This is a genomic window from Streptomyces sp. NPDC033165, assembly GCF_055577965.1.
This window is the reverse complement of record NZ_JBVIPK010000006.1, coordinates 299,132-319,802: the sequence shown is the minus strand read 5'-3', so window position 1 is coordinate 319,802 and position 20,671 is coordinate 299,132. Positions and strand designations below refer to the sequence as shown.

The 20,671-nt window shown below is 71.8% G+C and carries 13 protein-coding genes and 1 pseudogene; 6 read left to right on the top strand and 8 right to left on the bottom strand.

The window, feature by feature from the left end; genetic code table 11:
• Nucleotides 1-23 precede the first annotated feature (23 nt).
• From ACZ5WC_RS17425 to ACZ5WC_RS17405, 5 genes and pseudogenes are all read right to left on the bottom strand, one after another.
• On the bottom strand, nt 24-797 hold the full coding sequence (locus ACZ5WC_RS17425) for an HNH endonuclease family protein (protein WP_468541592.1): 774 nt from the start codon (nt 795-797) through the stop codon (nt 24-26).
• 133 nt (nt 798-930) lie between these two features.
• Nucleotides 931-1,096 (bottom strand): annotated as a pseudogene (locus ACZ5WC_RS17420) (GntR family transcriptional regulator); the annotation flags it as partial.
• A 96-nt stretch (nt 1,097-1,192) separates the two neighbouring features.
• Nucleotides 1,193-4,726, bottom strand: a complete 3,534-nt coding sequence (gene mfd / locus ACZ5WC_RS17415; RefSeq protein ID WP_468541591.1) for a transcription-repair coupling factor — start codon at nt 4,724-4,726, stop codon at nt 1,193-1,195.
• A gap of 459 nt (nt 4,727-5,185) precedes the next feature.
• Nucleotides 5,186-7,771 carry an ABC transporter permease gene (locus tag ACZ5WC_RS17410; RefSeq protein WP_468541590.1) on the bottom strand — a complete coding sequence of 862 codons (2,586 nt, stop codon included), beginning with the start codon at nt 7,769-7,771 and terminating at the stop codon, nt 5,186-5,188.
• Nucleotides 7,768-8,556 (bottom strand): ABC transporter ATP-binding protein, encoded by a 789-nt coding sequence (locus ACZ5WC_RS17405; RefSeq protein WP_096630763.1) that lies wholly within the window; start codon nt 8,554-8,556, stop codon nt 7,768-7,770. The genes ACZ5WC_RS17410 and ACZ5WC_RS17405 overlap by 4 nt, the downstream gene beginning before the upstream one ends.
• Nucleotides 8,557-9,557: 1,001 nt before the next feature.
• Between ACZ5WC_RS17405 and ACZ5WC_RS17400 the strand changes: the two genes are divergently transcribed.
• The 6 genes from ACZ5WC_RS17400 to ACZ5WC_RS17375 all read left to right on the top strand — a co-directional run bounded on the left by ACZ5WC_RS17400 (nt 9,558) and on the right by ACZ5WC_RS17375 (nt 15,737).
• The gene (locus ACZ5WC_RS17400; protein WP_468541589.1) at nt 9,558-11,492 is read left to right on the top strand and encodes an MFS transporter; all 1,935 of its coding nucleotides are present in this window, start codon (nt 9,558-9,560) and stop codon (nt 11,490-11,492) included.
• Between the two features lie 51 nt (nt 11,493-11,543).
• Nucleotides 11,544-11,837: an ArsR/SmtB family transcription factor gene (locus ACZ5WC_RS17395; protein WP_468541588.1), complete on the top strand. Its 294-nt coding sequence runs from the start codon at nt 11,544-11,546 to the stop codon at nt 11,835-11,837.
• Nucleotides 11,834-12,223 (top strand): VOC family protein, encoded by a 390-nt coding sequence (locus ACZ5WC_RS17390; RefSeq protein WP_468541587.1) that lies wholly within the window; start codon nt 11,834-11,836, stop codon nt 12,221-12,223. The genes ACZ5WC_RS17395 and ACZ5WC_RS17390 overlap by 4 nt, the downstream gene beginning before the upstream one ends.
• 113 nt (nt 12,224-12,336) lie before the next feature.
• Entirely contained in the window at nt 12,337-13,272 is a 936-nt protein-coding gene (locus tag ACZ5WC_RS17385; RefSeq protein ID WP_468541586.1) for a peptidoglycan DD-metalloendopeptidase family protein, read from the top strand.
• A 153-nt stretch (nt 13,273-13,425) separates the two neighbouring features.
• Nucleotides 13,426-14,202: an FHA domain-containing protein gene (locus tag ACZ5WC_RS17380; RefSeq protein ID WP_468541585.1), complete on the top strand. Its 777-nt coding sequence runs from the start codon at nt 13,426-13,428 to the stop codon at nt 14,200-14,202.
• Nucleotides 14,203-14,261: 59 nt separating this feature from the next.
• Nucleotides 14,262-15,737 carry a serine/threonine protein kinase gene (locus ACZ5WC_RS17375; RefSeq protein WP_468541693.1) on the top strand — a complete coding sequence of 492 codons (1,476 nt, stop codon included), beginning with the start codon at nt 14,262-14,264 and terminating at the stop codon, nt 15,735-15,737.
• Nucleotides 15,738-15,857: 120 nt separating this feature from the next.
• Here the strand turns inward: ACZ5WC_RS17375 and ACZ5WC_RS17370 are convergent, their stop codons facing one another.
• From ACZ5WC_RS17370 to ACZ5WC_RS17360, 3 genes are all read right to left on the bottom strand, one after another.
• Nucleotides 15,858-16,781 (bottom strand): cellulose-binding protein, encoded by a 924-nt coding sequence (locus ACZ5WC_RS17370; protein ID WP_468541584.1) that lies wholly within the window; start codon nt 16,779-16,781, stop codon nt 15,858-15,860.
• A gap of 216 nt (nt 16,782-16,997) precedes the next feature.
• Nucleotides 16,998-19,526 carry an SUKH-4 family immunity protein gene (locus ACZ5WC_RS17365; protein ID WP_468541583.1) on the bottom strand — a complete coding sequence of 843 codons (2,529 nt, stop codon included), beginning with the start codon at nt 19,524-19,526 and terminating at the stop codon, nt 16,998-17,000.
• A 5-nt stretch (nt 19,527-19,531) separates the two neighbouring features.
• Nucleotides 19,532-20,509, bottom strand: a complete 978-nt coding sequence (locus tag ACZ5WC_RS17360; protein WP_468541582.1) for an SMI1/KNR4 family protein — start codon at nt 20,507-20,509, stop codon at nt 19,532-19,534.
• Between the last annotated feature and the right edge of the window lie 162 nt (nt 20,510-20,671).

Here is a 20,671-nt window from a genome sequence, read left to right as displayed (position 1 = left end):
CGGACGAGGGCCGCACGGACGGCTCATCCCCCGCACTGGGCGAGCATGGCCTCCTTGTCCGCCGCCGTGACGGGGAGTTCGTACTTCAGCGAGACCTGGGCGAACCGCACCGCGTACGAGCAGCGGACCGGCTTGTACGGCGGCAGCCAGGAAGCGGGGCCGGAGTCGCGCTTGGCGTTGTTGGCCGGGCCGTCCACCGGGAGGAGGTTGAGCGGGTCGTTGGCGATCTGCTCCCGCTTGGTGTCGTTCCAGCGGGCGGCGCCCATCTGCCAGTTGTAGGACAGCGGCATCACATGGTCTATCTGCACCGCGGTCGCCTGCTGCTTGCGCCAGTCGATGCTCCGGCCGGTGTAGGGGTCCTTGAGCTTCATCGAGACGACGACGCAGTCGGAGCCCGACCGGTGCTCGATGTCCTTGCCGTCCCGGGCGAGCAGGTCGTTGCGGGTGTCGCAGCCGTTCCGGGCGAGCGGGATGCCGTCGATCCCGTCCTTCCAGGCGGAGCCGAACTTCTTCCGCTCGTACCCGGTCTTCGGGCCGCGCCCCTTGGTGGCCACCTTCTCGATGACCTTGCGCGCGGCGGCCCGGTCCGCGTCGGTGGTGAGGGGGGCCAGACCCGGCTTCGTACCGTCGGGGTTGTCCAGCGGGCTGGCGCCGAAGCCCTCGGCGGACTGCGCGCCGCCGCTGCCCCCATCCTCCTCGGCCGCGAGGCCGCCGGGGTTGCACCCGGCCAGGGCGAGCACGACGAGGGCGCTGAGGGCGGGCAGGGCCGCTGCTCGGTACGTACGGGGAGCTATCACGTGGAGCCATCCTGACGGGCCTGACGGGCCTGGCGCGGAGAAACCGGACGCGGAGAATCCTATGGGTGTCTGCCCCCGCCGTGGAGGCATTCATGGCCGGCCCGCGGCCGGGCGGCGGCTCCGCGCCGTGGGTTCAGCCGGTTCCCGGGGTGAACTCGTCCTGCACCTCGTACAGATGCCCCGCCTTGACCATCACCGTGGCATCAACGGGCCGGGGCGTGGTCGCTGAACACCACCCGCGGGGTGCGCAGCACCAGCAAGTCTCCGGGGAGGCGGAGCAGGCGGAACTGATCCCGCGTCGCGGGGTCGCGTTCAAGCGGCCCTCGGCGCCCCACCGGGCCATCGGGCCGCACCGGACAGGTCCGGCGAGGCCCGATGGGGTCTGGAACCCGGACCTACGACCCCAGGATCGTCGTCAGGAACTCCCCCGTCCACGCCAGCAGTTCGCGGCCGATGACCGGCTTGCCACCGATCCTGCCCGTCGTCGGGCGCGGGACCAGGATCTGGTGGGCGGCCGGCTTGATGACCGACTTGGGGTGCAAACGCTTCAGGCGGAGCTCCTGGGACTCGCGGAGCTCCACCGGGGCGAAGCGGATGTTGGGCCCCTGGAGGACGATCTCGCCGACCCCGCAGGCGCGGGCCAGCATGCGCAGGCCTGCGACCAGGAGGAGGTTCTCGACCGGTTCGGGCAGGGGGCCGTAGCGGTCGGTCAACTCCTCGCGGACCGCGCGGATGTCGTCCTCCGAGGAGGCCGAGGCGATCGCACGGTAGGCCTGGAGGCGGAGGCGCTCGCCGGGGGCGTAGTCGTGCGGGACGTGCGCGTCGACCGGGAGCTCGATCTTGACCTCCAGCGGGGGCTCCTCCTCGACGCCGCCCTCCATCTGGGCCCGGTAGTCGGCGACCGCCTCGCCGACCATGCGGACGTACAGGTCGAAGCCGACGCCCGCGATGTGGCCGGACTGCTCGCCGCCCAGGAGATTGCCCGCACCCCGGATCTCCAGGTCCTTCATCGCCACGTACATGCCCGCGCCCATCTCCGTGTGCTGCGCGATCGTGGCGAGGCGCTCGTGGGCGGTCTCGGTGAGGGGCTTCTCCGGGGGGTACAGGAAATAGGCGTAGCCGCGGTCGCGGCCTCGGCCCACCCGGCCGCGCAGCTGGTGCAGCTGGGAGAGGCCGAAGTTGTCGCCGCGCTCGACGATCAGGGTGTTGGCGTTGGAGATGTCGATGCCCGACTCGACGATCGTCGTGGAGACCAGGACGTCGAACTTCTTCTCCCAGAAGTCCACCACCACCTGCTCCAGGGCCGCTTCCGACATCTGGCCGTGGGCCGTGGCGATCCTGGCCTCGGGGACGATCTCGCGCAGGCGGGCAGCGGCCCGGTCGATGGACTCGACCCGGTTGTGGATGTAGAAGACCTGGCCCTCCCGCAGGAGTTCACGGCGGATGGCCGCGCCGATCTGCTTCTCCTCGTACGGGCCGACGAAGGTGAGGACCGGGTGGCGCTCCTCCGGCGGGGTGGTGATCGTGGACATCTCGCGGATGCCGGTGACCGCCATTTCGAGCGTACGCGGGATGGGCGTAGCGGACATGGTGAGGACGTCGACGTTGGCGCGGAGCTTCTTCAACTGCTCCTTGTGCTCGACGCCGAAGCGCTGCTCCTCGTCCACGATGACCAGACCGAGGTCCTTGAACTTCGTCTCGGAGGAGAACAGGCGGTGGGTGCCGATGACCAGGTCGACCGCGCCGTCCTTGAGCCCTTCGAGCGTCGCCTTGGACTCCGTTTCGGACTGGAATCGGCTCAGTGCCCGTACGTTGACGGGGAATTGGGAGTAGCGCTCGGTGAACGTGCCGTAGTGCTGCTGGACGAGAAGGGTCGTGGGGACCAGGACCGCGACCTGCTTGCCGTCCTGGACCGCCTTGAACGCCGCGCGGACCGCGATCTCCGTCTTGCCGTAGCCGACGTCGCCGCAGATCAGGCGGTCCATCGGGACCGTCTTCTCCATGTCCTCCTTGACCTCGGCGATCGTGGAGAGCTGGTCGGGCGTCTCCGCGTACGGGAAGGCGTCCTCCAGCTCGCGCTGCCAGGGTGTGTCCGCGCCGAAGGCGTGGCCGGGGGCGGCCATCCGGGCGGAGTAGAGCTTGATGAGGTCGGCGGCGATCTCCTTGACCGCCTTCTTCGCCCGCTGCTTCGTCTTCGTCCAGTCCGCGCCGCCGAGCCGGTGCAGGGTCGGGGCCTCGCCGCCGACGTACTTGGTGACCTGCTCCAGCTGGTCGGTCGGGATGTAGAGGCGGTCGCCGGGCTGACCGCGCTTGGCGGGGGCGTACTCGACGAGCAGATACTCGCGGGTCGCGCCCTGGACCGTACGCTGCACCATCTCCACGTACCGGCCGACGCCGTGCTGCTCGTGGACGATGTAGTCGCCGACCTCCAGGGTCAGCGGGTCGATCGTCTTCCGGCGGCGGGCCGGCATCCGGCCCAGGTCCTTGGTGGCGGTGCGCTGGCCGGTCAGGTCCGTCTCGGTGAGCACGGCGACCTTGAGCGCCGGATCGACGAAGCCCTGATCGATGGCCCCGCAGGAGACGTGCACGAGGGAGGGAGCGATCTCGGTGAGGTCCGGGGTCAGACGGGCCGCGATGCCCTCCCCGCTCAGCACCTCGACCGTACGGGAGGCGAGGCCCTGGCCCTCCGTCACGTACACCGTGCGCCAGCCGTCGGCCAGCCAGCCCTTGGTGTCGGCGAGCGCGCGGGCGGTGTCGCCCCGGTACGCCTCGGGGGCGCGCATGGAGAGCTGGAGGGTGTCGTCGTCGTGGTCGGCGGCGTCGGCGGCGAAGGGCGAGATGGACCACCACATCATGCCCAGCTCGCGGGCCCGGTCCCGGACGTCCGCGATGCCCCACAGCGAGGCCGCGCCCACGTCGATCGGGGCCTCGCCGCCGCCCGCGCTCGCCGCCCACGACGCCTGGAGGAACTCCTGACTGGTGGCGACCAGGTCCGCGGCCCGGGTACGCACCCGCTCCGGGTCGCAGACCAGCGCCATCGCGTCCTTCGGCAGCACGTCGAGCAGCAGCTCCATGTCGTCGACCAGCACCGGGGCCAGCGACTCCATACCCTCGACCGCGATGCCCTCCGCGATCTTGCCGAGCAGCTCGCCCAGCTCCGGGTGCGCCTCGGCCAGCGCCGCCGCCCGCTCCCGCACCTCGTCGGTCAGCAGCAGCTCACGGCAGGGCGGCGCCCACAGCCCGTGTGCGGCTACCTCCAGGGACCGCTGGTCGGCGATCTTGAAGTAGCGGATCTCCTCGACGTCGTCGCCCCAGAACTCCACCCGAAGGGGGTGCTCCTCGGTCGGCGGGAAGACGTCGAGAATCCCGCCGCGCACGGCGAACTCGCCCCGCTTCTCGACCAGTTCGACCCGGGTGTACGCGGCGGCCGCCAGGGCGTCCACCACCTCCCCCAGGTCCGCGCTCTGCCCGCTGCTCAGGCTCACCGGCTCCAGCTCGCCGAGCCCCTTGACCTGCGGCTGGAGCACGGACCGGATCGGTGCGACGACGACGGAGACCGGGCCGGTCTCCGGGTCGTCCTCGCGCGGGTGGGCCAGGCGCCGCAGCACGGCGAGGCGGCGGCCCACGGTGTCCGAGCGGGGCGAGAGCCGCTCGTGCGGCAGGGTCTCCCAGGACGGGAACTCCGCCACCGTGTCCGGCGGCAGCAGCGTGCGCAGCGCGGCGGCCAGGTCCTCGGCCTCCCGGCCCGTCGCGGTCACGGCCAGCACCGTACGGCCGGTCTGCCGAGCCAGCGCGGCCACGGCGAACGGGCGCGCACCGGGCGGACCCACCAGGTCAACGTGCATCCGGTGCCCGTCCTCGGCGGCCTTCACCGCCTCGGCGAGCGCCGGGTCCGTAACGACGACATCCAGCAGACCGTGCAGACTCATGGGGTTTCCGTCCGGGTGATCAAGGGGTTGCTGGCAGCCGGCTGCTGCCAGGGGGCAACGCGAAGGGCCCGACACGTGGAGGGTGACCGGCTCTGATCCGCCGGACACCCCGGGTACGGGCCGGGGGTTCCAGCCTACGGCCCGGGGGTGACAGCCGCTCCCGCAACCGGCGGGGAGCCCGCTTCCCGGAGCCCCCGGGCCTGGCCCGGGCAGCGGACCCGCCCCGGGACAGGCCCGGAAGGCCCGGATAGGCCCAAGGCAGGCCCGGAACAACGGACCCGCCCCGGGCCTGGCCCGGGAGAACAGGCTCGGCCCGCGGCAGGCCCGGAAGAACAGGATCGGCCCGCGGCAGGCCCGGAAGAACAGGATCGGCCCCGGGACGTTGGAGGAACGTCCCGGGGCCTGCCCGTCATCCTACGGTGACCCCGCAGGAGTCATCCCACGTGTCCGTGCGCCCCCTCACCCGTCCGTAGCGATCGCGTTCAGGACGTTCATCCGGCCCGCCCGGAAGGCCGGGACGAGAGCGGCGAACAGTCCGACGAGCGCCGAGCAGGCGAAGACCGTGAGGATCGTCGGCCACGGGATCTCCAGGACTTCGAGGCCCTCCAGGGCCAGCAGCTTCTGTGCCGCGGTGCCCCAGCCCATCCCGAGGCCCAGTCCGAGCAGGGCGCCGAAGAGGGCGATGACCACGGACTCCAGCCGGATCATCCGGCGCAGCTGGCGGCGGGAGAGCCCGATGGCGCGCATCAGGCCGATCTCCCGGGTCCGCTCGACGACGGACAGGGCGAGGGTGTTCACCACACCGAGCACGGCGACGATGATCGCGAGGGCCAGCAGACCGTACACGATGTTCAGCAGCTGGCCGATCTGGTCCTTCAGCTGTTCCTTGAAGTCGGCCTGGTTCTGCACCTTGTAGACCGGGTATTCGGCGAGCGCGCTCTTGAGGGCCGCGTACGCCTCCTTCTCCTTGCCCTCCTCCGCCTTGCCGAACATCACCACGTTCTGCGGCATCCGGTCGGCGGGGATGTGGGAGGCAGCCGTGGTGAGGTTGGTGTACATCGCACCGCGGTCGATGTTGGTGTCGTCGGAGGTGATGGCCGCGACCTTCAGCTTCGCCGTCCGGCCCGCCTCGAAGGCGACGGTGAGGGTGTCACCGACCTTCACCCCGTGCCGCTCGGCGTACTCGTCGCCGACGGACATGGCGTTCTTGCCGTACGCCTTCGCGAGGTCGCCGGAGACCGCCGTGCGGCGGACGTCCTTCTGATACGTCGGGTCGGCGGCGACGACGCCCTCGTCCTCCGTCTTGCCGTTGGGCGCGGTGATCTTCGCCTTGACGAAGGTGTAGTCGGTCATGTGCTCCAGGCCCGGCACGGCCCGCACGGCGTCGGCGGCCTGGGGCACGATCGGCCGCCCGGCACCGCTGTCCTGGACGATGAAGTCCGCGCCGACCGACTTGTCGAGCTCCTCGGTGGCCGAGGCCACCATGGAGGACCCGACGACGGACAGACAGGCCACCAGGGCGAGCCCGATCATCAGGGCGGCGCCGGTCGCTCCCGTACGCCGGGGGTTGCGCAGCGCGTTGCGCTCGGCAAGTCGGCCGACCGGGCCGAAGAGCCGCAGGACGACGACGCTGAGGGCCCGCACCACCACACCGGCCAGCAGCGGGCCGATCACGATGAAGCCGATCAGGGTCAGCAGCACGCCCAGGGCCAGGAACATCGAGCCCTCGGTGGCCTTGTCGGCCTGCGTGGTCGCCCAGAGGGCCGCACCGCCCGCCGCCGTGAGGACCAGACCGATACCGGCCCTGACCCGGCCGGAGCGGCCGTCGGCGGGGGTCCCGGCGTCGCGCAGGGCGGCCATCGGGGAGACCTTGCCGGCCCGGCGCGCCGGGATGTACGCGGCGAGGACGGTGACGACGACGCCGAGCGCCAGGCCGATCACGGGGGTGGTCCAGGCGACGGTGAGGTCCCTGGTGGACAGCTCCATGCCCACGGCGCCCATCAGCTTCATCAGCCCGACGGCGAGTCCGATGCCGGCGAGGACACCGAGGACGGAGCCGACGATGCCGAGGAGGACGGCCTCCAGGAGGACGGAGCGGTTGACCTGCTTGCGGCTGGAGCCGATGGCCCGCATCAGGCCGATCTCGCGGGTCCGCTGGGCGACCAGCATCGAGAAGGTGTTGACGATGAGGAAGATGCCGACGAGGAAGGCGATTCCGGCGAAGCCGAGCATCGCGTACTTCATGACGTCCAGGAAGGCGCCCATGGAGTCCTTGTTGGCGTCGGCGGCCTCCTGCTGGGTCTGGAACTTGTACGCGGCGGAGCCGTCGAGGGCGGCGGCCACGTTCTTCTTGAGCTGGGTGTCGCTGACGCCGCTCTTCGCGGTCACCAGGATCTGGGTGAAGACGTCGGGGGCGCCCAGCAGGTGCTTCTGGGCGGTGGCGGTGTCGAGGTAGACGACGGCCGCGCCCGGGTTGGTGACGGTGAAGGACGCGATGCCGCTGATCTTCGCCTTGATGTCACCGGTGACGGCGATGGTGCGCAGCTCGTCGCCGATCTTGAGCTTGTGCTTCTTCGCGGTGTCGGCGTCGACCATCACCTCGGTGGGACCGCGGGGCGCGTGTCCTGAGGTGATCTCCATCGAGCGCAGGTCGTTCCGGGTCCAGTTGCTCGCGATGGTGGGGGCTCCGGTCTCGGAGCCCATGTTCTTGTTCTCGCTGTTGACGACGGTGACCGCCATGGAGAAGGCGGCACCCTCGGCGCGCTCGACCCCTTCGGCCTTCTCGACCTGCTGGATCACGGAGGCGGGCAGCGAGGCGGGCTTGCCGTCGGCGGGCTGCTCGTCGTTCTCGTCGGCCTCCTTCGGGCTGACGGTGACGTCGGGCGAGGAGACGGCGAAGAGCTTGTCGAAGGTGGTGTTCATCGTGTCGGTGAACACGAGCGTGCCGCAGACGAACGCCACCGACAGCAGCACCGCCACAGCCGATAGGGCCATCCGGCCCTTGTGCGCAAAGAAGTTGCGCATCGAGGTCTTCCAGACAGTCATGACGTCCGCCCACGTGCGTCGAAGTGCTTCATACGGTCGAGGACCTGGTCCGCCGTCGGGTTGTACATCTCATCGACGATGGAGCCGTCGGCAAGGTAGAGCACCCGGTCCGCGTAGGAGGCGGCGACGGGGTCGTGGGTGACCATGACGATGGTCTGACCCAGCTCGTCGACCGACTTGCGGAGGAAGGACAGGACTTCGGCACCAGCCCGGGAGTCCAGGTTTCCGGTGGGCTCGTCACCGAAGATGATCTCCGGCCGGGCGGCGAGCGCCCGGGCGACCGCGACGCGCTGCTGCTGACCGCCGGAGAGCTGGGTGGGGCGGTGCTTGAGCCGCTCGGCGAGCCCGACGGTCTCCACGACCTGCTGGAGCCAGGCGGCGTCCGGCTTGCGGCCCGCGATGTCCATCGGCAGCGTGATGTTCTCGATCGCGTTGAGCGTCGGGAGCAGGTTGAAGGCCTGGAAGATGAACCCGATCCGGTCGCGCCGGAGTTGGGTGAGCTTCTTGTCCTTGAGCCCCGTGATCTCGGTCTCGTCGAGGAAGATCTCGCCCGACGTGACCGTGTCGAGCCCGGCCAGGCAGTGCATCAGGGTGGACTTGCCGGAGCCGGACGGGCCCATGATCGCCGTGAACTGCCCGCGGGCTATGTCCACGTCCACATGGTCGAGCGCGACGACCCGGGTCTCCCCGGTGCCGTACGCCTTCACGACCTGCCGCGCTCGCGCCGCGACGGCCGTACGCCCTCCAGTGCCCCCGTGCCTGGGAATGGTCACAGCCGTTGTCACGGTATATCTCCTATGTCAGTCGATGACTGGACGTTTTTGGGTACAGCCCAAGTCTGGGTTCAGGAGGGGTTCCGGCACGATGGTGCCCAGCACAGTCTTGAGGTGGGGTTTTCCCCACCTGCCCCCCTGCGGTACGCCGCAAGCGCGACGTAAGAAAAGGCTAAGGAAGCGCCCCCGCCCACCACGTCCTCCGCCGGGAGGAAGGGGCCCTGGCCGCTATGAGGGGGTGCCCCCTAGGGGGCTTCGTCCCCCGGATGGAGACGAGGTCAGGGGCATGGTTCCGGGCGACGGGGCCGCCCACCAACCGGAGCCGGAACGTCCGCCGCCGCCCGTACCCGTGAACCGGACGTCGCAGCGATCGAACGGGCCCTGCACGAACAGCGGACCCTGACCCGCATGCGGTGCGTGCGGCGCATGCGCTGTATTTGGCTGGGACGAACCCCGCTACCGGGCGGCCGAGGACGCCGCACCCGCGTTCCTCGGCGAGCGCGGCGAAGCCACCGCCGCCGAAGTCGCCGAGGCCGTTCCCTCCCTGCGCGAGCAGATCGTCACGTTTCCCGGCAAGCCCTACGAGTCCCGCCAGCGCGTCGCCGCCACCGTGCTCGGCGTCCTGGCCGAGGTAGGGCGCATCCGCCGCACCCGACCTCTTCGACCGCAACCGCAACATCGGCCCCACCGTCCGGGCCAGCGGCCGCATCATCGGGGCCTGGGCCCAGCACGCCGAGAGCGGCATCCGTCACCATCTCTTCGCCGATCCGGGCCGGGAACTCCGGGACGCGATCGACACCGCCACCGACCGCCTGGCCGCCTTCCTCCGCACGACTGTCGTCACCCCGTGCTACCGCCCCCCCCTGAAACGCCGACCGGGCCGCCTAGGGTTGTCCGGCTCGCCACCCGGGGTGCCTGTCCGGCCGGCATACGTCTCACGGCAAAGGCGCCCCCCTCCCGCACCCCGGATGAGACAGTGCCACGGGAGATACGTGCAGGGGGAAAGGAAATCAGTGAGCGGCAGAGGAGCCACAGGCAGCGCGGACGGCACCGGCGGCACGGAAGCCACAGGCAACGCCGACCGCACCAGCAACACGGAAGCCACAAGCAACGCCGACAGCACCAGCACCAGCACCAGCACCAGCACCAGCACCAGCACCAGCACCAGCACCACAGAAGCCACACACAGCGCGGACCGCACCACGGAAGCCACAGGAAGCGCGCCGGAAGCCGGTGCCCCAGAAGCCCCGGTCGCCCCGGGCAGCACCCGCGGAGCACCGGGCGGGCCGCCCGACGCTCCCGCCCCCGCTCCCGCCCCCTCCCTCACCACCCCCCGGGGCCGCCGCCCCGTCGTGGCGGCGCTCATGCTCGGCATGGCGCTGGCCGCGATCGACGGAACGATCGTGTCCACCGCCGTTCCCCAGATCGTCGGCGACCTCGGCGGCTTCACCGTCTTCTCCTGGCTCTTCTCCGGCTATCTCCTCGCCGTCACCGTCACCCTCCCCCTCTACGGGAAGCTCTCCGACACCTTCGGCCGCAAGCCGGTCCTGATCGCCGGGATCATCCTGTTCCTGGTCGGCTCGCTGCTCTGCGCCGCCGCGTGGAACATGGCCGCGCTCATCGCGTTCCGCATCGTCCAGGGGCTCGGAGGCGGCGCACTCCAGGGCACCGTGCAGACGATCGCCGCCGACCTCTACCCCCTCAAGGAACGCCCCCGCATCCAGGCCAAGCTGTCCACGGTCTGGGCCACCTCCGCGGTCGCCGGACCGGTGGTCGGCGGGCTGCTCGCCGGGTACGCGGACTGGCGGTGGATCTTCCTGATCAACCTCCCCGTCGGGGCGATCGCGCTCTGGCTGGTCGTCCGCCACCTCCACGAACCGTCCCGCCCCCGCCCCGCCGCCCGCCCGCGCGTCGACTGGGCGGGCGCGCTCGCCGTCTTCGCCACGGGTTCCCTGCTGCTCACCGCGCTCGTGCAGGGCGGGGTGGCCTGGCCGTGGCTCTCCGCACCCTCGCTCGGCCTGTTCGGGGCGAGCGCGGTGCTGGCCGCGCTGACCGTGGTCATCGAGCGGCGGGCGGCGGAGCCGATCATCCCGGGCTGGGTCTGGCGGCGGCGCACCATCGCCTCGGTCAACCTGGCGCTCGGCGCGATGGGCCTGCTGATGGTCGCGCCGACCGTCTTCCTGCCCACGTACGCGCAGTCGGTCCTCGGCCTCGGCCCGATAGCCGCCGGTTTCGTGCTCTCCGTGATGACCCTGAGCTGGCCGGTCTCGGCGGCGCTGTCCGACCGGGTCTACAACCGCATCGGCTTCCGGCTGACCGCGATCACCGGCATGAGCGCCGCCCTGCTGATCCTGCTGGCCTTCCCGCTGCTCCCCTACCCCGGCGAACCCTGGCAGCCCGCACTGATCATGCTGCTCCTGGGCGCGGCTCTGGGCCTGTTCCAGCTCCCTCTGATCGTGGGCGTGCAGTCGACGGTCGGCTGGTCGGAGCGCGGTACGACGACGGCGTCCGTGCTCTTCTGCCGCCAGGTCGGCCAGAGCGTCGGCGCGGCGCTCTTCGGGGCCGTCGCCAACGGCGTCCTCGCCGCCCGCCTCCTCGACGCCCCGGCCCCCGGCCTCCCCGACGACCTGGACGCGGTCGCCCGCACCCTGGAGGACCCGGGCGCCCTCTCGGCGGACGCGACGGACTACCTGCGCCGGGCGGTGGACGCGGCGGTGGACTACGTCTACCTCGGCGCGGCGGGGGCGGCGGCCCTGGCCCTGCTCGCCCTGATCACCCTCGCCCCGCGCCGCTTCCCGGTCATCGCCGACCCGGCCGGGTCGGCCGACCCGGCCGAGGCGGCCGACACCGCTCGGGCTGCGGATACCGCTCGGGCTGCCGACACCACCCAGGCGGCTCACACCGCCGGGGCGACCGACCGGCAGGACGGGCGGTCGCCCCGGCGGTGATCGGACGCCCCGACTTGATAGGCAAGTCGATACTTGCCTATCGTGGTGGTCATGGCGGAAGATGTCTTCAAGGCGCTGGCCGACCCCACACGCCGGCGCATCCTCGACGAGCTGGTGGAGCGGAACGGCCAGACCCTGTTCGAGATATGCACGCGTCTGGTGACCGAACACGGCCTGGGGCTGTCCCGCCAGGCGATCAGCCAGCACCTGGCCGTCCTGGAATCGGCGGGCCTGGTCCTCACGCGCCGCCAGGGCCGCTACAAGTTCCACGATCTGAACACCGAACCCCTGGAGCACATCGTCAGCCGATGGCTCAGGCCCCGAGCGCCGGAGAACACCCCATGAAGATCCACCTGACCAGCGTCTTCGTCGACGACCAGGCAAAGGCCCTGCGCTTCTACACGGACGTACTGGGCTTCGAGAAGAAGCACGACGTCCCGTTGGGCGGCGAGGACCGCTGGCTGACCGTGGTCTCGCCGGAGCACCCCGACGGCACCGAACTGCTGCTGGAGCCCGACAAGCACCCCGCCGTGAAGCCGTACACGAGCGCACTGGTCGAGGACGGCATTCCGGCCGCCTCCTTCGCCGTGGACGACGTACAGGTGGAGTTCGACCGGCTGCGCGCGCTCGGCGTGCACTTCACCCAGGACCCGCTGACGATGGGCCCCGTCACCACCGCCGTACTGGACGACACCTGCGGCAACCTGATCCAGATCGTGCACAGCGCGTAGGGCGCGTCCCCCCACCCTCACACCTACGAGGTTGTCGGCCCCTCCGCCGGTCCCCAGCATGTGTTCCGACGCTGCCCGAGGAGGCAGGGTCGGCGCCTTCCACAGGGGGGAACATGCTTCACCGCACGCACAGGCGGACGCACAGGCGGACGCGCCCCGGCCGACTGGGTCGGCTTCGTGCCGTCCTGGTCGCCGGATTCGCGGTTCTCGGGCTCGCGGGCACCACCGTGGCCGCCACGGCCGACGAGGGGACCGACCGGACCGCCGACACCCGGGCGGCGGCCGCCGCCAAGCCGCTGTTCCAGATGCCGTTCGCGTGCGACACGCGGTGGCAGCTGAACACCTACGGCTCCGGTCACAGCCCCGCGCTGGACATCGTCGTGGAGAACAACACCGGCTCCGACGCCGAACCGGTACTCGCCTCCGCCCCCGGCACCGTGTCCGCCGCCTACTGGGACAACGGCTCCGGCAACACCATCCAGATCAACCACGGCAACGGCTGGTTCACGGCGTACTACCACCTCAAGGACGCCCCCACCACGTACGTCCGCAAGGGGCAGTCGGTCCAGCCGTCCACCCGCATCGGACGCATCGGCACGACCGGCGCCTCCAGCTGGTCCCACCTGCACTACGAGCAGCGCTACAAGGCGTCGGGGGACTTCACCGACGAACGCCACCGCGTTCCGGTGCACTTCGACGGCGTCCAGTACACGGGCACCAACAAGGAGTGGCCGAGCGTGACCAGCCGCAACTGCTCGGGCTCCACTCCGGGCTGGCAGGACTGCCCGGCGGGATACGTCTGCTTCTACTCGGGCGCCAACGGCACCGGCTCGGTCTGCCGGTCGGCCGGCGACCAGCCCAACAGCACCTGCGGCTTCCGCAAGTCGTACTACAACAACGGCAATCCGCAGCCTGGTTACGACCATGTGCAGGTGTACTTCAGGGAAGGCGGCAGCCAGTGCCTCCACCACGGCTGGGCCGACGGGCGCGGGAACTTCGCGGGCGGCGGCAGGACGATCGACCGCTTCCACTGGCGCGGCGAATGCTGACAGCCTGACAGCCCGGCAGCGAACACACTGACAGCCTGGCAGCGAATGCTCACGCCCTGGCAGGGGGCGTGAGTCCGCCCGGCCTGCGCGTCATGCAGATGTTTATCGACTCTTCCTACCCTTACGGCGCACCTTGGGGGAAGGAATCAGTCCATGTACACCATTATCGTGGTGCCGGGGCCCGGCATGAACCCCGGCGAACAGCTCAGGCTGGCGCCGGGAGAGACCCTCCGCTTCGGCCGGAAGGCATCCACCGGCCCATCGCCCCGGCTGGCCATCCCGCATGACGGTGTCTCACGTTCCGCGGGCGAGATCACCGCGACGGACACGTACTGGTCGCTCAGCAACTTCAGCCGCACGGCGACCTACGCCGTCGAGAACCCGGAGGGCGCGGGGGAACACATCAAGGTCGCGCCCAGGCGGCTGAGCGCACCCGTGGCGTTCGAGTTCTCGCGGGTCGTCCTGCCCGCGGGCACCGAGCTGCTCAGCTTCGACGTGTGGGCACCGCGGCACGACTACGCCGCCGTCACGTCGGACGGGCCGGACCGGGACGAGCCCGCCGAGGGCTGCGGCGGGGAGTCGACCGCGCTCGCCTTTCCCCTCGACCGGTCCAAGCGGTACTTCATCGTGCTGGCGGCCCTGTGCGAGTCGCGCCTGAGCGGCGAGCCGTACGCACCGGTGCCCACCGTGGAACAGGTCGTCGAGCGGCTGCGCCCGCAGTGGCCCGCGGCCAACCGGGCCGCCGTGCAGTGGAACATCGACTACCTGGCGGTGAAGCTGCGGCTCAAGCCCGGCCCCGAGTCCTGCGAGCCCGGCCCCCGCCTCAACGGCAAGAAGGAGACCCTCGTCTCCCTCGCGCTCCGCTTCGACCTGGTGCGCGAGGACGACCTCGCGGCGCTGGCCCCCTCCACGACCGGCGCGTCCCGGTGAACGAGCAGTCCGGCCCGGGAAGCGAGCAATCCGGCCCGGTGGACCAACAGCCCGGCCCGGTGGACGGGCGGCGGCAGTCGTACGCCGTCGCGTCCGTTCCGCCCGGCTACCGCGTCGGCCCCTGGATCGTCGAGGAGCCGCTCGGCGCGGGGGCTTTCGGCAACGTGTACGCGGCCCACCACGAGGACCCCGACGCGGCCCCGGCCCGCGCCGCCCTGAAGTTCCTGCCCACCGGCACGCACACACCGCGCCAGCTGCGCCATCTCCGGGAACTGGCCGAGCGGGAAGTGGCCCTGCTGAGCCGCCTCCGTTCACCGCGGCTGATCCGGATGTACGACGCGCTGACGGTGGACGCCCCGGCCCACCCGGAGCTCGACGGCGCCACCGTCCTCGTACTGGAGCGGGCACGGGGCTCCCTCGACACGCTGCCGGCCGCCGGCCGTCCGCCTCGGCAGGGGCCGGCCCTGCTCGTGCAGATCTGCGAGGGCCTGCACCAACTGCACGGCGCGGGCTGGGTGCACGGCGACCTCAAGCCGGGCAACGTCCTGCTGATGGAGGACGGCACGGCACGGCTCGGCGACTTCAACATGGCCGCCGAACTGGAGGGCACACACGCGTACTCCCCCGCGTTCACGACCGCCGACTACACCCCGCCCGAGCTGCTGTGGTCCGAGGTCGGCGAGCGGGGCATGCGGATCCGGCCGACCGCGGACATCTGGGCGTTCGGGGTGCTGGCCCACCTGACCCTGACCGGCTCGTTCCCGCTGCCGGGCGGCACCCCGACCGCCCGGCGGGACGCGGCGGTGCGCTACGCCCGCGGCGAGGAGGAGCTGCGCCTCTCACCCGAACTCCCCGCACCCTGGCGGGGGATCGTACGGGACTGCCTCGCCCGTACGCATGAGGAACGGGCCCCGCACGACACCGCGTCACTGCTGCGGCGGACCTCGGAGGCGGCGGCGGGCCGACCGCCGCACCGCAGGCACCGGCACCGCCCTCTGCTCGCGGCGGCGGCCTGCGCGCTGGCCCTCGCGGTGACGGGCCTCGGCATGCGGATGCTCCTGGACGGGGACCCCGGCACGAAACCGGTCGCCCCGACGAACGCCGGGTCCGTCGCGGACGCGCGCCCGGACAGGAGCGACACCGGCCCCGAGCCGACGCAGACGCCGCCCCCGACACCCACGCCCACGCCCGCACCGAGTCAGACGGCCACGGGCTACGACCGCTGCGTCCCGGGTTCCGTCTGCTTCTTCTCGGAGACGGACGGCAGGGGCGAGATGTGCGCCTGGAGTGGCGACGACTCCAACTGGTTCGACGGCGAGAACGACTGCTCCTGGGCGGACACCCACCGCCCGGGCTCGATCTTCAACAACGGCCTGCCCGACGCCAACGGCTACATCCACGTCGCGTACTTCGCCGAGCCCGGACTACGCAAGCGCCTCGGCTGCATCAAGAAGGGGCAGCGTCACGACCTCGCCCTGACGTCGAACGTGCTGTCCCACACCTGGGCCAAGAGCTGCGCCCCACCGCCTACGTAGGCCCCGACCATGTCTCCTCCAACGGGACGGACCCTGTCCTCGACAGGAGCCCGGTGAAAGATCTCGACAGGAGCCCGGTGAAAAGATCCAGACCGCTTCGGCACTCCGACGCTCCAGCCCTCAGGCCTCCGCCGCCCCCGCCGCCACCCCTTCCTCCGCCTCCGGTGCCACCCGGCCCGTGAGCGCCGCCAGCGAGCTGCGTACGTGCGCCATGTGCGCCTGGACCTCCTCGCGGTCCTCCTCGTGCTCCCGCAGGACCCGCTCCGTCTCCCGGGCCACCCGCTCCTCACGGACCCGGGCCTGAGCCAGCAGCTCGGCCGCCCGGGCCTCCGCGTCCTCCTGGCCGTGGCGGGCCGCCTCCTGGGCGGCGGCCAGCTCCCGGCCCGCCTCCGCGAGCAGCGCCTCCGCCCGCTCGGTCAGCTCCGCGTGGCGCACCGCCAACGCCGCCTCGGCCTCGGCGACCTCGGCCTCGGCGGCCTTGTTCCGCTCGGCGTGCTCCTGCTCCTGGTGGGCCAGGACGCTCGCCGTGCGGCGGCGCGTCTCCTCCATCCCGGAGGCAGCGGCCGCCCGCACCTCATCGGCGTCCTGCCGGGCCGCGGCGAGCACCCCCTCGGCCTCCCGGACCGCCTCGGCCACCCGCTCCTCGGCCGCCCGTACGGCAGCCTCCCGCACCGCGTCCGCCGCCTCCCGCGCCGCGTCCCCGGCCGCCCGGCCCTCCGCCTCGGCCTCGTCCCGCAACGCCTGGCCCGCCGCCACCGCCTCCGCGTGCAGCGCCTCGGCCTCGCTCTCGGCCAGCGCCAGAATCCGCTGGGCCCGCTCCCCCAGCTCCGCGTAGTCCTGCGGAGGCAGCGCCGCCACGGTCTCCGCCAGCCGGGCCGCCCCGGCGTGAAGCTCCTCGACCCGGACCGTCAGCCGGGAGACCTCCGCGAGAGCAGTGTCCCGCTCGGCGATCAAGGCAGCGGTCGCACGGTCCACCTGCTCCGGACGGTAGCCACGCCCCCGCACGCCGACGGTGTCGTACGCGGACACCGGTCCAGCACTCATCCCTGAAGCCCCTCTCCGACTCACCGATTCACCGATACGCCTCACCGACATGCCAAGGATGCGGCAATTGGTGCCGGAAGTCGGAATCCAACAGATGCTTTCAGGACGGAAGCGACCGGCATCACAGCCCCGGCCGCATGGCAGCGGCCCCATACGACGAGAGGCGCCCGAACCCTCCCCGGGTCCGGGCGCCTCGTCACATCGATGACCTACGGCTCAGAGCAGGCCGTCCCACATCTGCTCCAGCAGCACCGACCACCAGTTCTCCGGCGACGCCAGCGCCGCCGGGTCCAGCGCCACCAGCTGCGCCTGGAAGTCGACCGTCCAGCGCCCCGCCTGTTCCGGGTTCAGCCCGAACCGCAGCCGCCACATCCGGCCCAGCAGCGCCATCGACCGCACGAACTCCGGCAGCCCCGTGTTCACGAACTGCGGCGCCACCGACTGACCGCCGGGCCCGGCCTCCACCGGAACGGCCACGATGTTCGCCGTCCCGTACTGGACACAGAGCGCCTTGCCGAAGTCCGTACCCATCACCAGATACGACCCCGCGTCCGGCGCGGCCTGAACCTGCCGCTGCGCCGCCAGCTCCCCCAGCGTCGGCACCACCGGCTGCCCCGGCTGCGCCCAGAAGAACGGCCCGAAATCGGCGGGCAGACCCGCCCACACCAACGTACGGGCGACGACCTCCGGCACCCCCTGACGGGACACCGCACGCTGATCGAACCGCAGAATGCCCTGCGGCCCGAACGCCTGCACCAGCTCCTCGGCCACCGCCTCCGGCGGCAGCGCGGGCGCGGGCGGCATCTGCGGCAGCGGAGCCCGCACCGGCGCGGGCCGCGCCGGGCCGTCCGCCACCTGGTGCAGCTCGCCCTGGTGCGTCAGCAGATGCTGCATGCCCTGCTGACGGCTCGCGTGGTCGGTGCCGTACGGAGCGACGCTGGTGATCCGCACCTGCGGCCAGGTCTCCCGGATCATCCGGGCGCAGTAACCGCCCGGCAGCTCACAGGACTCAAGCTCGGTGTGCAGCTCGATGACCTGCTGCGGCGGCACGTTCATCGCCCGCAGCTCGTGCAGCATCTGCCACTCGGGGTGCGGGGTACCCGGCGCCGAGCGGCGGATCAGCTGCTGCTCACTGCCGTCCGGAGCCCGGAACCGCAGCACGGCCTGGTAGCCGGGGCCCACGGTCGGCTGACCGGTGGGCTGCTGCGGATAGCCGTACGCCGGGGGCGGCGGGGTGTGCTGCCCGGGCGCGGGCGGCTGCGGTACGGGACCGGAGGCCCCGCCCAGTGAAGCACCCGGGGCACCCGGGGCACCCGGGGCACCGGGCATGCCGGGAGGACCGGGCGGGCCCACCTGGCCGGGCGCCGCGAACATCGTCTCCGCCTGGTGCACCCCGCCACCCGGAGGCGGCGTCGAACCCAGCGGCGGAGGCGGCGGACCAGGAGGCGGCGTCGCACCGGGCGGCCCCGGAGGACCAGGAGGACCCGGAGGCTTCGGCGCACCGGGCGCGCCGGGCGGGCCCGGAGGAGCCGGGACGCCCGCACCGATGCTGCTCCCGTCGGCCAGCATCGTCGCGGCATGGTGCACCCCGCCACCCGGAGGCGGCGTCGCACCGGGCGGCCCCGGAGGACCGGGAGGACCGGGAGGACCCGGAGGCTTCGGCGCGCCGGGGGTCCCGGGGGGCGGCGTGGCACCCGGCGCACCGGGCGGGCCGAGCTGGGAGACGAGCTGCGTCGGGACGTACCCGCCCGCCGGGGCCCCGGGCGCACCCGGACCCGACGGCGGCGGCGTCGAACCCGACGGCACCCCGGGAATCCCGGGCGCACCGGGAGGCGGCGGAGTCGACGGACCGCTCCCGCGCGCCCCGCGCGGCGGCACCACGGCCTTGCTGGTCGCCGCGTCCGCGATCTCACCGGCCCCGCCCTGCGAGCCCTGCTCGGGCCGGAGGGCCGGAGCCACCTGCGTACGCGGCAGCTGGCTGCCCCCGGACATCAGCGCGGTGGGCGCCTCCGCCGGGACGACCGGCGGAGGGGTCTCCTCGTCGTCCGTCCCCGACAGCGGCGGCGCGAACACGGTCGCGGGCAGCGGAACGGCCCCGTCGTCGGAGTCCGAGTTGGTGTCCGTACCCGCCCACGGGGTCGCCCCTGCGGGCACACCCTCGGACGCCGTCGGCTCGTAGTCCCCGCCCCCGCCGGCCGCGGGCCAGGAAGCCCCGGAACTCCCGGACGCGGAACCTCCGGACGCGGAACCTCCGGACTCCGCGGGCTCCTGAGCCGAAGCCGAAGCAGCAGCCGGAGCAGACGCCCCGCCCGGCGCGGGGGACTCATCCGGGGCCGCCCCCGACTCCCCCCGCTCCGCCCGATGATCCGGAATACCCAGCTTGTCCGCCGCCTCCTGGAGCCACTCCGGAGGGGTCAACAGGAACGACGTCTGATTCAGATCCACCCGCTGAGGAGGCTCCGGCGCAGCGGCGGGCGCATCCACCGTAACCCCGTACTCCTCCTCGTACCGCCGGATCACCTCGCCCACCGGCAACCCCGGCCACAACGTCGCCTCACCGCTGTCCCGGGCGATCACCAACCGCTGACGGCCACCGTCCGAGACCGGGCCCTCCGCCCGGTCCTCGGCCCACACCACAAAACCCAGATCGAACTCACGGACCCGCACCTCACGGTGCTGATACGCGGGCACGTCACCGTTGACCCACTCGTCCGCCCGCTCCTGCGCCTGCGCGAAAGTCACCACCGCGCTCACCCCTCCACCGGGACGACGCGCGCGAAGCCACCGTCCACCATCAGGTTCGCCACCGTCTCCAGCTCCGGCGGATTACCCGCGAGCCGCTGAAGGAAAGCGTCGAAGTCCGCACCACAGGGCAGCAACAGCCGCTCCGAACGCTCCTGGACACTCCAGCCGTCCTGGTCACGGGCATCGTCGTACGGGCAGAACCACACCGAGCCGGGATCCTGACCGCGCACCTTCACCGCGAGAATCCCCCCCTGCACGAAAGCGACACCCAGGAAGTCCTTGGTGAAGTGGTCCCGCAGGCACTTGTTCACATACACCAGATCGTTCACCGCCGCCTCGTCACGCACCGTGAAGAACGGCTGGTCCACCAGCAGCCCCAGCTCCGCGTCCAGCGACGCACCCACCGGGGCCGAACCACCAGCAGCCTTCAGGAACGTGCGGTACGCACCGGGCAGCCGGTAACCGAGATCCTCCTCGACACCCTGGATCTGCTGCTCGCTCACCGCGACAGCACCCTTCGGCAGCCGGAAATGCGCCGGACGCGTCTCCTGCAACGGACGGGTACCCCGCCGGTTCTGGTCCACCTCGGTCCCCGCCAGACCACCGTGATGACGCAGCAGCGCCTTCACCTCGACCGGCACCAGCTCCATCCGCCGGCCACCCGCCACGTGATGCCACGTCCAGCCGTGCGGGGTCGCCACCGCGGGAATCGTGTCCCACAGATCGTGACCGCTCGCCGCCATCGCCGCATTCGCCGACACGTAGTCGGTGAGACGCAGCTCGTCGATACCGAACCCCTGCGGCGGATCCGCGATCTCCGCGGCGGCACGCGCATACGGCGAAAGAACCGGATGACCGTTCACGTCCATCCGCACACCTCTGGGGTGGCGGGACGCCCGGACCGGGTCCGGGAAGTGCACGACCTGCCCGGCATAGGCCGCGTTCGGTGGCGCGGCTTGCTGCCCGAGCCGACCTGTCGTCATGGCTGTTGCCCCCTGCTGCGTCTGGTGTTCCGCACAGCCTAAGCGGTGGGACAACAGCAGGCCCCGCCCCGCCGGTTCCGTCACGAACGGTCACATTCACGTGACAGTGAGGCGACGGTCTCGCACCTTCGGGCGACACGCAGGCACGATTCCCTGCCCCAG

Coding starts and splice junctions, on each gene's coding strand:
- mfd (WP_468541591.1), bottom strand. CDS start 4,726: ATGAGTCTGCACGGTCTGCTGGATGTCGTCGTTACGGACCCGGCGCTC.
- ACZ5WC_RS17410 (WP_468541590.1), bottom strand. CDS start 7,771: ATGACTGTCTGGAAGACCTCGATGCGCAACTTCTTTGCGCACAAGGGC.
- ACZ5WC_RS17395 (WP_468541588.1), top strand. CDS start 11,544: ATGGCGGAAGATGTCTTCAAGGCGCTGGCCGACCCCACACGCCGGCGC.
- ACZ5WC_RS17390 (WP_468541587.1), top strand. CDS start 11,834: ATGAAGATCCACCTGACCAGCGTCTTCGTCGACGACCAGGCAAAGGCC.
- ACZ5WC_RS17385 (WP_468541586.1), top strand. CDS start 12,337: ATGCTTCACCGCACGCACAGGCGGACGCACAGGCGGACGCGCCCCGGC.
- ACZ5WC_RS17380 (WP_468541585.1), top strand. CDS start 13,426: ATGTACACCATTATCGTGGTGCCGGGGCCCGGCATGAACCCCGGCGAA.
- ACZ5WC_RS17370 (WP_468541584.1), bottom strand. CDS start 16,781: ATGAGTGCTGGACCGGTGTCCGCGTACGACACCGTCGGCGTGCGGGGG.
- ACZ5WC_RS17360 (WP_468541582.1), bottom strand. CDS start 20,509: ATGACGACAGGTCGGCTCGGGCAGCAAGCCGCGCCACCGAACGCGGCC.